At 49.1% G+C, this 13,694-nt stretch carries 13 protein-coding genes and 1 pseudogene; 6 read left to right on the forward strand and 8 right to left on the reverse strand.

Annotated elements, in window-relative coordinates:
• Positions 1 to 3: 3 nt before the first annotated feature.
• From CAP48_RS18490 to CAP48_RS18515, 6 genes are all read right to left on the reverse strand, one after another.
• Entirely contained in the window at positions 4 to 498 is a 495-nt protein-coding gene (locus CAP48_RS18490) for a hypothetical protein (protein ID WP_100699346.1), read from the reverse strand.
• 6 nt (positions 499 to 504) lie between these two features.
• Positions 505 to 1,008 (reverse strand): hypothetical protein, encoded by a 504-nt coding sequence (locus CAP48_RS18495; RefSeq protein WP_100699347.1) that lies wholly within the window; start codon positions 1,006 to 1,008, stop codon positions 505 to 507.
• An 18-nt stretch (positions 1,009 to 1,026) separates the two neighbouring features.
• Positions 1,027 to 1,530, reverse strand: coding sequence for an MBG domain-containing protein (locus CAP48_RS18500; protein WP_100699348.1), 504 nt, complete (start codon positions 1,528 to 1,530; stop codon positions 1,027 to 1,029).
• A gap of 371 nt (positions 1,531 to 1,901) precedes the next feature.
• Entirely contained in the window at positions 1,902 to 2,765 is an 864-nt protein-coding gene (locus CAP48_RS18505) for an oxaloacetate decarboxylase (protein WP_192871363.1), read from the reverse strand.
• Positions 2,766 to 2,951: 186 nt separating this feature from the next.
• Positions 2,952 to 3,470 carry a 3-isopropylmalate dehydratase gene (locus CAP48_RS18510; protein WP_100699349.1) on the reverse strand — a complete coding sequence of 173 codons (519 nt, stop codon included), beginning with the start codon at positions 3,468 to 3,470 and terminating at the stop codon, positions 2,952 to 2,954.
• Positions 3,467 to 4,744, reverse strand: a complete 1,278-nt coding sequence (locus tag CAP48_RS18515; RefSeq protein ID WP_100699523.1) for a 3-isopropylmalate dehydratase large subunit — start codon at positions 4,742 to 4,744, stop codon at positions 3,467 to 3,469. The genes CAP48_RS18510 and CAP48_RS18515 overlap by 4 nt, the downstream gene beginning before the upstream one ends.
• Positions 4,745 to 5,155: 411 nt before the next feature.
• On the opposite strand from CAP48_RS18515, the gene CAP48_RS18520 reads away from it, so the two are divergent.
• The 5 genes and pseudogenes from CAP48_RS18520 to CAP48_RS18540 all read left to right on the forward strand — a co-directional run bounded on the left by CAP48_RS18520 (position 5,156) and on the right by CAP48_RS18540 (position 10,666).
• The gene (locus tag CAP48_RS18520; RefSeq protein ID WP_100699350.1) at positions 5,156 to 7,156 is read left to right on the forward strand and encodes a type VI secretion system Vgr family protein; all 2,001 of its coding nucleotides are present in this window, start codon (positions 5,156 to 5,158) and stop codon (positions 7,154 to 7,156) included.
• Between the two features lie 12 nt (positions 7,157 to 7,168).
• Positions 7,169 to 7,675: a hypothetical protein gene (locus CAP48_RS18525; protein WP_100699351.1), complete on the forward strand. Its 507-nt coding sequence runs from the start codon at positions 7,169 to 7,171 to the stop codon at positions 7,673 to 7,675.
• A gap of 36 nt (positions 7,676 to 7,711) precedes the next feature.
• Positions 7,712 to 8,212: a hypothetical protein gene (locus tag CAP48_RS18530; protein WP_100699352.1), complete on the forward strand. Its 501-nt coding sequence runs from the start codon at positions 7,712 to 7,714 to the stop codon at positions 8,210 to 8,212.
• Positions 8,213 to 8,465: 253 nt separating this feature from the next.
• A pseudogene (locus CAP48_RS18535) lies at positions 8,466 to 9,543 on the forward strand (IS3 family transposase).
• A gap of 58 nt (positions 9,544 to 9,601) precedes the next feature.
• On the forward strand, positions 9,602 to 10,666 hold the full coding sequence (locus tag CAP48_RS18540; RefSeq protein ID WP_242444560.1) for a type I restriction endonuclease: 1,065 nt from the start codon (positions 9,602 to 9,604) through the stop codon (positions 10,664 to 10,666).
• Between the two features lie 308 nt (positions 10,667 to 10,974).
• Here the strand turns inward: CAP48_RS18540 and CAP48_RS18545 are convergent, their stop codons facing one another.
• Both CAP48_RS18545 and soxC read right to left on the reverse strand, forming a co-directional pair.
• Positions 10,975 to 11,550 (reverse strand): c-type cytochrome, encoded by a 576-nt coding sequence (locus tag CAP48_RS18545; RefSeq protein ID WP_100699354.1) that lies wholly within the window; start codon positions 11,548 to 11,550, stop codon positions 10,975 to 10,977.
• On the reverse strand, positions 11,537 to 12,880 hold the full coding sequence (gene soxC, locus CAP48_RS18550) for a sulfite dehydrogenase (RefSeq protein ID WP_100699355.1): 1,344 nt from the start codon (positions 12,878 to 12,880) through the stop codon (positions 11,537 to 11,539). Before soxC ends, CAP48_RS18545 begins: the two co-directional genes overlap by 14 nt.
• 132 nt (positions 12,881 to 13,012) lie before the next feature.
• On the opposite strand from soxC, the gene CAP48_RS18555 reads away from it, so the two are divergent.
• A complete protein-coding gene (locus CAP48_RS18555) occupies positions 13,013 to 13,612 on the forward strand; it encodes a TetR/AcrR family transcriptional regulator (RefSeq protein WP_100699356.1) in 600 nt (199 codons plus the stop codon).
• Positions 13,613 to 13,694: the final 82 nt, after the last annotated feature.

Below are 13,694 nucleotides of genomic sequence, written 5' to 3' on the forward strand. Positions count from 1 at the left end.
AATTTACGTTTGCGTCTTCTTGCTTTTGATATATTCCGCGTACACCGCGCTCATTGATTTTTTCTGCTTTGCTCGTGAACGCGCTCTGGTGTTATTTTCAGTGTTAATCGTTTCCACCTTTACCTGCCACAAGCCGACATTATGTCGATTAGGTGAAGGCAACAGAAATCTGCGCCCCAGGTTAATTGTGATGACCGATGTGTTTGCATACAACCCCGACATATTGATGCTGTAGCCATGCATACCGAGGCTAAACGGAGCGGCGGACATTTTCGATAGATACATATAGAAGTCCAGCCCGGAAATTTTTTCAATAGTCTCGTACGTCTCCGTGACTTTAGGCGATTTGCAGGTAATGCTTGTATCTGTCAGCCATTGAATGTCGTTACTGTGAGTGTGGACCGAGGCTTGGCCAACCGTTCTGGACAACGGCTGCTTATAGTCAAACGTCGCATCTTTATCATATTGATCAGTTGCATTTTTAATGAAAAGCGCCATTTTCTTTCACCACTTCAACGTTAACGCGAAAAAATTAATGTCGTTCTTTCTTTCATCTTCCACAAACGCCTTCGTTTTTTCCTTATGAATGGCGTTGAAAGTGGTGATCCCACCCTTGAACCATGCAAAACCCGTGTTCGCATGCACGACCTTCAAGGGAGAGGGGTTCAGGAATAAGACTCCGGCCAGCCCATAGAGCGCGGCTATCTCGGTCTTATAAGAGAACGAATGGGTATACGTAGCCACGTTATATTGCAAGTTCAATGCCGACATTCCAACATTGAGGGCGGCCATAGACATGGATCGATCATAAGTCGTTGTGACATCGCCACAATCGAAATTGAATGTTTGGCTATTGCGGCTATAAACCTGGCCGCTGGCATCGATCAAGAGACCATTGTCATAATTCAACGTCGTGAAAGCTTTTGACGTCAGATTCTCTTTTTGCACAAACGTAGCCTGCACGTCTTGCTGATATCTGTTCGTAAAACTGCTCTTGTAGAATGCCATCTGTATTGCCTTACCCGATCAGGTCGTGTTGGATCTTGCAGCGTTAATATTGTGTTTATTGACGGTGATAAACTTGATTGCGCTGAGCACATTCCGTTTTAGCGTCCTTTCTTCTTTTATCGTATTGGAAAACTTTTTGCCTGACAGGGTCACCAGAACCTGCACCAAATGATAATTTCCCCATAAAGCAATACCGCAACTGGTCACCGTCATGCCCGACGCAGCAGAAAGCACGGCGGCCAAATGAAATAGGCCGTAGGCATTAAGATTGACACCGTAACTTGAAATCGTTGCCACGCCCGCCGTAGACCAATGGTTCCAATCGATATCGGAGTGCATTAAACTGATGTCGCGCAAGGTAGCAGCGCGTATTTCCAACTGTCCGGCGCCCACAGTCAGCTTCATGCCGCCTTTGTAATCCTGTTTGGATTGGCCATCAACAATTTTTGTCTCTTTTCCAGTGATCTCATACGTCGCCGGCCCTTTGTGAACATCGTGGTAACGCTGTTTATATAAAGCCATGGGTTTGATCTCCTCAGAACTTAGCAACGCCTCCCGTAGCGGTTTGTATGCATTCAGGAACTAGTGGCCGAACTCAACCCGCGCATTTGGCGCAAGTGCCCGTGCGACTTTAGGCAATCCGAAAAAATATTACAATCGGCGTATACGCTATAAAAGTAACCAAACGTTTGAAATAACCGGATTCCTCATATATTTGTATCATTTGTTAAATATAAATTACATATTTGTTTGACAATTCTACCATTTCACAAATAGTCACACCTGGCTCCAAAGAGACGACTTGCCGTGCCGTTAGTAAACATGAACTGATCACAAGCTTCGTAAGTGAATGATTATTGTCCTGGCATTGTCGTGCGAGCAGTGTTTGCACCTCATTCGTAGCGCGCAGCCTGCTTGAGCAATGACGGTGTACCAATCAAATCGTTAAGCTGATCAAAGTTGAGCATCGCACCCGCCGACCCACTGGTCGAGCCATTGCGGTACAACTGGCCATAAAAGCGTTCAAGTGCATGGGCGATCGCGCGCGCCGCAGCGCCGGGAAAAATCACGATACTGAATCCGATTTTGCTCAAATCGCTCGCCGCATGAATGGGTGTCATGCCGCCCTCCACCATATTGGCCAGCAATGGCGCGCGCCCGTTGAACCGCGCGCAAGTCTGGCTCATCTGTTCCTCGGAGCGCACCGCTTCAATGAAAAGGACATCCGCACCACATTCCAGATAGGCTTCGGCTCGTTCCAGCGCCGCGTCCAGCCCTTCCACTGCGACGGCATCGGTTCTGGCCAGAATTAACGTATCTTCGCTGTGGCGCGCGTCCAGCGCCGCTTTGAGCTTGCCGCACATTTCGGAAACCGGGATGACCGATTTTCCTGCCAGATGGCCGCAGCGCTTCGGGAATGTCTGGTCTTCAAGCTGAATCATGGACGCGCCGGCCTTCTCGAAACCCCTTACGGTTCGCATGACGTTCATCGCATTGCCAAAACCGGTATCACCGTCCACAATAATCGGCAAACTGATGCGATCTGCAATCCGCGAGAGCGTCTGCTCTACTTCGGTATAAGTGGTCAGTCCGACGTCGGAACGACCCAACCGGGTGTAGGCAACCGAGGCGCCGGAAAGATACACCGCCTGAAAACCGGACTGTTCTGCGATCAGCGCAGATAACGAATCATAAACGCCGGGCACAAGAAGACAGGAAGACGATTTCAGAAGGGTTTTGAGTGATTTCATTTGCATTAAAGTATTCGTATTCAGCTCTGTCCCACGTACGTGGGACAGAAAAAAGTTATCGACTGACGGCTATCGGCCGTTGCATGTCTGATCTGGTAATAGAACGGCGCGCATTCTTTGCGTGCTGGGGGCAACGCCAACACAAACATCATTTCGCTCAAGACGGGCGCCCCCATCGACACGACATTCGCACTATGTACGAGCCAATTTTCGTGAAAGCTGAGCCAGCAGACCGCCGGCTGCCGCCATCTCAACAAGGAATGGAGGAATCGGCTGGCAGGCATATATCTGTGTCACTGTCGTCTCTGCCGTCTCTGCCCCCTGACTTTCATAGACTCGCAATAGTGACCGACCCGTATCAATTTCAACATGGCTACCCTCGGCGATGGATTCGGCCTGCGAACAGACAACCGCCAGCAGCCCGAGATTGAACGCATTGCGAAAGTACAGCCCGCTGAATGACGGCGCGATAACCGCCTTTATACCCAACTGTACCAACACGCCCACAGCCTGTTCCCGTGAAGAGCCAATCCCAAAACCCGGTCCAGCCACAAGTACATCGCCAGGACCTAAGGATGCGGCAAGACCGGGATACCGTGCCTCCAGACAGTGTGCCGCCATCTCAGGCAGTTCCAGTTTCATATAGGCGCCAGGCGCAAGCGCATCAGTATCGATATTTTCGCCGACTCGCCAAACGCGATGCCTGCTCATTGCCTGCCCTCCGCTAGCATAATGCGCGGATCTGCTATGCGCCCAGCCAGAGCCGATGCCGCGACGGTGTACGGTGAAGCAAGATATACCTGGGTCTCGGCAGAACCCATTCGACCTTTGAAATTTCGTGCTGTACTGGAAATGACGTTAGTCGCGCCTTTTAGCGCATTGCCATAACCTGAACAGGCGCCACAGGATGTAGCAAACACTTGCGCCCCGGCATCAATCAGAATATCCATGATCCCCTCGTCCTGTGCATCCTGCTGATCGCGCAGGGTTGCCGGCGCGACCATCAGGCGAACACCGGAATCAACGCGCTGCCCCTTGAGCACACACGCCGCCGCACGCAGATCATCCAGTTTGGCGCCGGTGCACGCGCCTATGTATGCCACTTGTACCGGCGTGCCATGCATTTCATCTACTGAATGTACATTGTCCGGGCTGTGCGGCGCGGCCACCATCGGCGACAGCGAATCGGCATCAAATGATCGGATCTCACGCTGCGCATTGTCATCCGTGCGCCAGTAATCCAGATCGATGGGTTCATCAACGCCTACCGAGGCGAGATAATCCACAGTGGTCTGGTCCGGCGCAATCAGGCCCACCTGGGCGCCCAGTTCTGCACTCATATTGGACAGGGTCATACGCTCCTGCATGGAAAGCGCCGACACCGCCGCGCCAGTGAACTCCACGGCGCCGTAATTGGCGCCATTAGTGCCAAACTGCCCGATCATATGCAACATCATATCCTTGGCAGTCACACCAACAGACAATCGTCCCGACCAGTCCATGGCGACGGTGGATGGTGTCCGAACCCAGATTTCGCCGGTGACGACCACACCCAGCATCTCTGTGCTGCCGATCCCGAACATATACGCGCCAAACGCGCCCCCCGTAGGCGAATGGGAATCGCCACCCACGCAAAACATGCCGGGCCGAAGATGCCCTTTTTGCGGCAGCACAACGTGGCAGATACCGATAGAATCGTACACATTGGGAAGCTGCTGATCAAATGCCCAGTCACGCGCAATCTTCAGGATTCGGCGTGAATCGTCATCCTCCTCGGGAACGTAATGATCCATGACCAGTACCACCTTGGATTTATCCCAGATTTTCGCGCCCAGTTTTTCCAGCATGGGCTTGAGCCGGCGCGGGCCGCTGGAATCATGGAACATGGCCAAGTCCACTGCGCACGTCACTATCTCGTCCACCGCCACTTCGGGGCGGTGGCTGGCCCGTGCGATCAGTTTCTGTGCAAGCGTCTGCGCCGTCATGAAAAACCTTTCTGAGAAATATACGAAGTCTGTCTTAATTATAAAGATGTACTTATAACAATACAAGTTATATAAAAAAGCTTCCTTCATAGATGGCATGCGCCTTCTTGATATCAAAGGACGCCTATGCAAAGGAGAATAAACACGCAAGACCTCATAATCGCCTTACCCAAAACCGCTACGCTTAATAATTAGCAAATGAAACAATTTACATCTGCATGACAGAAACACTAAAACTTTGTTACTTATATGGTGTATACGCCAGTTGTAATTTAAATCCAGATTGCGTACATTCATTCGGTAAGTAATGTTAGTGAAACAATACTCCAATAAATCATTAACCGACTGTAAATAAACACTTTTCCAAACCTTCCGGCGACGCACGCATCCTTTTTACCCAAGGAAATATTCGTGGATATTCCAAATTCGATACAATTTCGCTCCATTGTTGCGCACACTCCACTGGGAGGCAGCCTTGGCTTTCGTCAGATGAGTGGATCCGAAGGTCTGTCACAATTATTTGATTTCGACATCGAGCTGATTGCCGACAATTACAGTCTGGACCTCAAGAGTCTGCTGGGCAAGCCACTGACACTGGAAATTGAAACAGTCGCCGGATCTCGCTATTTGAATGGCCAGGTCACGCGGTTTGAGCTGATCGGCCGCGAAAACGCAACTTCCCGCTATTACATCTACAAGGCGACCGTACGACCCTGGCTTTGGTATCTGACCCAGACTTCCGACAACAAGATCTTCCAGCAAAAAACCGTGCCTGATGTCATCAAGGAAGTGCTGGGCGAATACGGATACCCGTTTGAAATGAAGCTCAGTGGTTCGTATCGTAACTGGGAGTATTGCGTCCAGTACCAGGAGACGGACTTTGCGTTTATCAGCCGCCTTATGGAACATGAAGGCATCTATTATTACTTCAAGCATGAAAACGGCCAGCATACCCTGGTCATGACAGATGACATTGCCTCGCACAAGGCCACGCCGGGATACGACTCGATTCCCTATTATGGCCCGGATCGCCTGGGCAAGCCGCAAGAAGAATACATATCCATGTGGGAAGTGGTCGCCCAGATCACCCCTGATGGATATGCGACGACTGATTACGATTTCACCAAACCTGGCGCGAGCCTGGATTCTGTTTCCAAGCGTGCTGGCGGGTCGCAAAACGGCAATCTGGAAATGTTCGAATGGCAGGGCGGCTTTCAGGAGCCCGATCATGGCGAGCAATATTCGCGGGTACGGTTGCAGGAGCTGCAAAGCATCCAGGAACAGGTACGGGGCATCGCTAACGCGCGTGGTATCGCCACCGGCAATACCTTCAACCTGAAAAACCACCCCAGATCTGCAGAGAATAAAGAATACCTGGTCGTGTCGGTCAATTACCGCATGAGCGTTGCGGGCTACGCCACCGGCACCAACTCCGAGGACTTCTACGAAGAATCCTTTATCGCCCTGCCCGCCTCTATCCAGTATCGTGCCCCACGTATCACGCCAATTCCCCGAACCCATGGACCGCAAACCGCGCGCGTCGTTGGCCCCGAGGGAGAGGAAATCTGGACCGATAAATATGGCCGCATCAAAGTGCAGTTTCATTGGGATCGCTACGGCAAGAAAAATGAAAACAGCTCCTGCTGGGTTCGCGTATCCAGCCCCTGGGCTGGAGGCGGCTTTGGCGGCTTGCAACTGCCTCGCATCAAGGACGAGGTTGTCGTCGACTTTATCGGCGGATGCCCGGATCGGCCTATTGTATTGGGACGGGTTTATAACGCCAATAATATGCCGCCGGTGGAATTGCCTGGGAAAGCGACCATTAGCGGGTTCAGGAGCCAGTCGGTGTTCGGGGATATGAGCACCACGAATATGATGCTTTTTGATGATACGTTGGGTGGGGAGTTGATCACGCTGAAAGCTCAGATGGATATGGTTATTAGAAGCGTAAGGGATATGGAGCTTGTCGTGGAAAAAGAACTACGAGCCTTCGTTGGTTGTAGTTCTCATACCACAATTGGCGACAATGAATATAAATCTACCGGGGGCGAGCGCCATGATTTTGTCAAAGGAAATACCAAATTAAAATACAAGGGCGGACTTGAGCAGAAGGTAGACGGTGCGACGAAGGAACAATACAAAACGCGAGATATAACCACTTCCGGAACGTTAAAAGAAAAGCAAGCTGCGTATGAACTGCAGCGGGTTGGAGCTACCACGGTATCGATGGACGGAGCAACAACTTTTTATATCAAGGGGGCAACAAACCTGATAATCGAAGAAGGGCCGGTAAATATGGTTGTAAACGGCGAGTGGACTGCAGATGACGCTTCAGCCCCGAAACTGGATGATCCGGACGAACCAGACGGCCCGGATGCACCGGATAAACCATCCATTTGTCATCCTCAATAGGAGCACTTGGCTATGGCTCGCTACAAAGGCAATTACACAGATCGCTTTAAAGATACGGCTACCTATACCATAGACGGGAAGGAAACCAAGACAGTAAAAGAAGAATCTAATAGCAACTTCCAGGCTGGTATGGATCTGACCGTCACTAATGGCAAACTGACGATCAAAGCGGACACGCTTGATGAAACGACTACCCAGTGGTTTGAATGTAAGCACAATTTGAAAAAATGGGAGATAGGTTGGGCACATACAAAGACGTATCTGGGTGGGAATATTAATATGTATGGTGTTTTTTTTCTATCCACAGTCGATACGAATTCAATCGCGGGGGTGATTGTTAGCAATGGAAAATCCAACTGGCGCAATGTAAATCTAGTTCAGCTTCTTTTTACTATAACTGCAAAGGATGGGATTCATGAAAATAAAACGCAAGCAAAGATGAAAAATACCAAAGTTGGGCTTTTTATTGGCAAGATCGGAAAAGCGGTCTGGCGGAATAAGATAACACGGCTTATATAAATAATATATGCCCTGCGAATTATAGAGAAAAGAATCATGACTGTGTATGTAAAGAAATTCGAAAATGTATATGAGAAAGATCTGACATCTGATATTGATGGCATAGAGACGGTCTATGTAAAAGACAAAACGGCGTTTAACTACACCAATGGACTCACTATTGATGCCACAGGAAAAACGTTCTATCGAAAAGCTAATGCAGTCGATATTGAAGTACCAAAACATACACTGGATTATCAAACATCTGAAACTCATGGATACGCTCAAATTGGATTTGCAGCGGTCAACGTTCAGGCAAATATAGCAAATACGGCAATAGCTGGCTGGAAAACGGAAACCTCTACTTCTTATAATCTGGCCGGAGGGTTATTTGTTAACCCTTCACCCATTAAAATTTCGCGGAAGGGAGCCCACAGAAGAGAGCATCGTCGTGTTCACGAGATCCATATGCTATGGCGCACAAACAAGGTTAAGGAGAGTGTAATAATAGACAAGACGTGTACTCTGCTCTATCAATTACATATGTGGGGCCTATAAAAATGGCTAGATTTAAAGGGAACGCCCACGACGTCTATGAAAAAAACGCTGACTTTATTCATGAAAACAGCACGCTGACAAAAACCGTGGACGAATCTTCGGAACATTTTCACAAGAATAATATTAGCTGGTCTTCCGATGCGGATATTACGCTTAGTAGCCCAGAAGTAGAAGAGACGTACTGTAACTACCCCGTAAAATAATACAGATTACTCGTAGAATTTCTTTTAAGCTAAACGAAAGGAGTTTGACGATGAGCAAACGAAAGACTGAAAGCCAAATTGTGGCGATTTTGAAAGAAGCTGAAGTTGGTATGCCGATCAAAGACCTCTGCCGTAAGTATGGCATCGGCAATTCAACGTTTTATAAGTGGCGCGAAAAATACGGCGGTATGGAAGCATCCGATGTGCGCCGTTTAAAAGAGCTTGAAGAAGAAAACCGTCGGCTCAAACAAATGTATGCGGATTTGAGCCTAAAATCGCAGATGCAAGAAGATATTATAAAAAAGCTTTAGCACCTGTGGCAGAACGAAAAGTTTGGGCACGTGAGCTACAGGTGCAGTATAACGCGAGCGTTGTAACCTGCTGTAATGCGGTTGGCATCAGCCGTACCGCTTATTATTACGAACCTAAGTTAACCGATGACACTGCAATCATTGATGCACTCAATGCGTTGATTGAAAAACATCATCGCTGGGGTTTTCCTAAGTGCTTCAAACGTCTTCGCAAGCTAGGCCACCGCTGGAACCACAAACGAGTGTATCGTGTTTATACTGAGTTAAAACTGAACCTACGGCGCAAAGGAAAGCGACGCTTGCCTAACCGCAACCCTGAGCCTTTGGTTGCGCCTAGTGCGCTGGGTAAGTGCTGGTCAATGGACTTTATGAGCGACAGCTTGCACAACAAAGTCCGGTTTCGGACATTCAATGTTATTGATGATTTTAACCGTGAAATACTCGGCATTGATATCGCGACCAGTATGCCATCGTTGCGTGTAATACGTTATCTGGACCAACTGGCTGAATGGCACGGTTACCCCTGAGAAAATTCGCGTTGATAACGGGCAGTGAATTTACCTCAGAAGTCTTCACCAGCTGGGCAAAAGTGCATGGCATTATGATTGATTACATCAAACCTGGTTGCCCTTACCAGAACGCATACATTGAGCGATTTAACCGAACGTATCGTGATGATGTACTGGATTTATATATTTTCAACAACCTGAATGAGGTAAAGCAAATAACCGAAAACTGGATTGAGTTATATAACACTGAACGACCACACGACTCACTGAATGACATGACGCCGTTAGAGTACCGAAATGCGGCATAAATTCTCTACGAGATGACTGTGTTATAAATGGGGTATTTACACCAAACAAGCACTGATTTTGCCACTTCTCGATATATTGGGGTTCAGTCCCTATGATCCAACGCGGGTCCAAGCCGAATATGCAGCCGACTTTCCCGGTGTAAAAGCCACCGAAAGAGTCGACTATACCTTATTCAGCGCGGGGATTCCGGTCATATTCATCGAAGCAAAAGGTTACGCGCAGAACCTGACAAATCATTGCCCACAGCTCTCGCGGTATTACAATGCGACGCCTGAGGTGACTGTTGCGGCCATTACAAATGGCAAAGAATGGCGATTTTTCACTGATTTGGTCAATAAAAACATTATGGACGCCGATCCGTTTCTGACAATCAACTTTGAAGAATGCAACCCTGACATTGCGAATCAATTGCGCCGCTTTCACTACGATGAACTCGAACCACAAGCATTGCGCGCACTTGCAGAAGAAAATATTTACCTGAGTTCATTTAAAGACGTAATTACCACCGCGCTGAAGGATTGTAATTTGGATTTTGTGCGATTCGTAGTTTCACAATCCAAAATCCAAAGAACTCTCACTGGACGTTTTCTTGAAAGTGTGCAGCCGATAGTTAAACAAGCGGTCGCCCAATCAGTAAGCACAATGGTAGCCACAAGCTTATCCACAACAGAGAATAAACAAGAAACGGTGCTGAGGGATGACAGCGCAGCAGCAGCGTTACTAGCAAGTGACGAATCCATTACTGACCCAAATAATGCGAACATTATTACGACAGCGGAAGAACAACATTTGTATAAAATTTGTTGCGACATTCTGGTCGGCGAGGACCTGCAAGCACGAGACACGGAAACTTACTATTCCATTGTGCATAAAGGAAAGTCCAATAGATGGTTATTTCGGTTCTGGGGTGATCGGCGTCGCCCGACTGTGCAGTTTATCGAGCCTATTACAGAAGCGTTAAAAGCCGAAGTACTACGGGCTGGGCTTCAGTTGGGAAGCGGAAATCAAATCGTGCTGGACAAACCAGAAAATTTATATAGGTTAGCTGGATTGCTAAGGCAAGCACTCGAATTTTGTAAAAACGATGATAATTTCAAACGAGCTCCCAAGTCAGTAGAGTAAATTTTCTATTTGGAGATTCGCTCGCAGTACTTTGTTCTCGTATTCCCATATGGTCACCGCGCCCTGCCGGTATCGAGCGTACCGTATAGGGGATATTCGGCTTTATCTACTTACATTTCCTATGTTATTTGCGTATAGTTTTATGTGAGGGGCTTTTATCGAGACAACGGACAGGCGTTTGCGGGAACGCAAAGAGCTGGCCGCCATCCTTGTACACGAACTGAATCGTAGATCGCGACTTGGCCACGCCGAGTACTATCACGCTGACGTAGCCAAATCGTATTACCTCGGTCCTGTCAAAAACTCTATTATTTATTCAAACAATCGTCCATGCACCGTTCGTTCTTGGTATCTGGTCGGTCATCGATATAGAAATTATCACGATTAGGCATCTTAACTGCTGCCAACGACTTGGCATTCATTGTTGCATCGGCAGGCACAATGTTATTTTTGCTTAACAGATAGGCCGTCACGCTATACACGTCTTCGTTGCTGAGTGACTGTGGGTTTTGGAACGGCATGGAACGTCGCACGTAATCGAATATTGTCGTTGCATATGGCCAGTAACTTCCGATAGTTTTGATCGGTTTATCGCTGGCCAGCGTACCAGCGCCGCCGACCAATCTGGGCCCCAAACCACCCTCCAGATTGACGCCATGGCAACTCATGCATTGAGCTTTATACACCTTTTCCCCGAGCGCAACCGATCCTTGCCCCTGCGGCAGCCCGGTTCCGTCCGGAAAGACATCAATATTCCAGCCCGCGACTTGCTCGTGGCCGGCCGGGGAGCCCAAACCCTTGAAATCATTGCCCTGCTGGGCGTAAATGACAGATGACATTGCCATAAGACAAGCACCGAATATTGTTTGTTTAAGTCCGTCCATTGGTTAGCTCTCCGGTAGTGGCGATTTTCCATGGCTGGATCGCATTGTTGTGATAAAAGGATACCGTGCCGCGCGCCTCAATCAACTGCTCCAGAGATGGCTGTACGTAGCCGGTTTCGTCAACGGCCCGACTCATGATGATCTGCTCATCGCCATTCCAGTCAAACAAAAAGCGGAACGCCGTAAGCGCTTTGCTGATAATTGGCTCCTGCAATGTCGCCGGCTTCCAGGTGTTACCACCGTCTGTTGAAATATCAACGGCTGTGATCTTGCCGTGTCCGCTCCAGGCGATGCCGCGGATTTCATGAGTCCCTTTACGCGTCAGCTTATGCGTACCAGATGGCTGGGTAATAATGGATTTGCAATCCATCACAAATGAAAACTTGCGTGCGCGCCCATCAGCCATCAGATCGGTATACTTTCCCGTCTCCTCTCTGGTGTATCCTGGCTGATCGGTCACGTGTAGCCGGCGCAGCCACTTGATACTCATATTGCCTTCATAACCGGGAACGAAAAGCCTGATCGGATACCCTTGCTCCGGCCTTAGACGCTCTCCATTTTGGCTATAGGCGAGCAATACATCGTCAAGGCATTTCTCAATTGGAATACTTCGGGTCATGGCTGCTCCATCCGCGCCCTCTGCCACGATCCATTTGGCTTCTTTTTTCAAGCCGGCATGCTCCAACAAAGTCTTTAAGGGGACACCCGTCCACTGGGCACAACTGACCAAACCGGCCACCTCGGCTGCTGTTTTTCCATACGGTGGCAGAAACGACGGGTTGCCCGAGCATTCCAGAAAATAAATAGGCGAAACTGAAGGGAACTGCCTGATCTCGTCCATCGTGAAAACCAGGGGGTGCTTCACAAGGCCGTGCAGCATTAATCGATGCTCTGCCGGGTCTATCTGCGGAACACCGGCATGGTGTCTTTCGTAAAACAGACCGTTGGGTGTGATGGCGCCATCCAGCTCTTGCAATGGCGACGTACTGTAGGCGGACATGGGCTCTTTGAGGCCCGGATACATATTTCTGATCGTTTTATTTTCATAGGACGATGGCTTGCCATAAGGGCTTGCTGTCGGGCTGCCAAGAGAACGCGTCCATTTTGGAATATTCGGTGGCAGATTGGCAGCAGCATCAGCAGTCGCATCCTTGGCCGCATCATTTGCAAGCGCTTCTGTCGTAACGCCAGCGGTGGCTGCTACCGTAACAATAGCACTGCTATGCAAAAGAAAATTCCGTCGGGTGGACCGTTTATCTGCGATCGCCTGCTCTCGTTGCTGCGCTCTCGGCTCAATGAGTCCCGGTGCAGATACTTCATTGTCGTTCATATTGTCTCTCCACATGCTAAGCGCCAAAGCCGACCGACCGATCGGTTTTTGTCATCATATAGACATCTACATTCCTTGGCAAGCCTCGCTTGCTGTTAAAATTGACGGATTGACATTACCTGACGCTTTAACATGAGCTACACCGAAGCCGTCGCTACGGATCCATCCGGGCAAACCCTGCAAGAACGTATCCTGAAAACGGCCGCGCAGCTTTTTGCCGCCAAGGGCTTTCATGCCGTCGGCATGCAAGCCCTGTGCGAAGCGCTAGAAATCAGTCGTGGGGCGTTCTATCATCACTTTCGCAGCAAGGACGATGTGCTGAACGACATCTGCACCCGCTATATGACAGAGTTGGTGCACAAGGGTCAGCAAACATTAAAAGATGAAGCGGATCCCACACGCTGTTTGCAACGCCTCGGTCAGGATCTGCTGCAAGTTATCGCGGCAAACCTGCCCGAGCTCACCGTATGCTTTCGCGAAATACAAAGCCTGGACAGCGAACGCCGTCAAAAAGTTGTCCATCTGCATCGCACGTACGAATCGTTATGGAAACAAACGGTTGAGCGGGGTGCGCAAGCAGGCGTGCTACTGCCATACTCGCGCGTACGGATCAAAGCATTGCTGGGGATGTACTATTACAGCTATATCTGGCTCAATCCTGATCGCCCCCAAGAGCTCCCGCAGGCCATTGCTTCCTTCAATGACATTGCGTTAAAGGGCTTGCAAACATAACGCACCAAACGATGCGATATCAACTCTGACGCATTCCAATCATAACGATTCCTGCACATTGTTTGTTCGACTCGGCCCATCT

This window comes from Advenella sp. S44, from assembly GCF_002810445.1.
Taxonomy (GTDB): Bacteria; Pseudomonadota; Gammaproteobacteria; order Burkholderiales; family Burkholderiaceae_B; genus Advenella.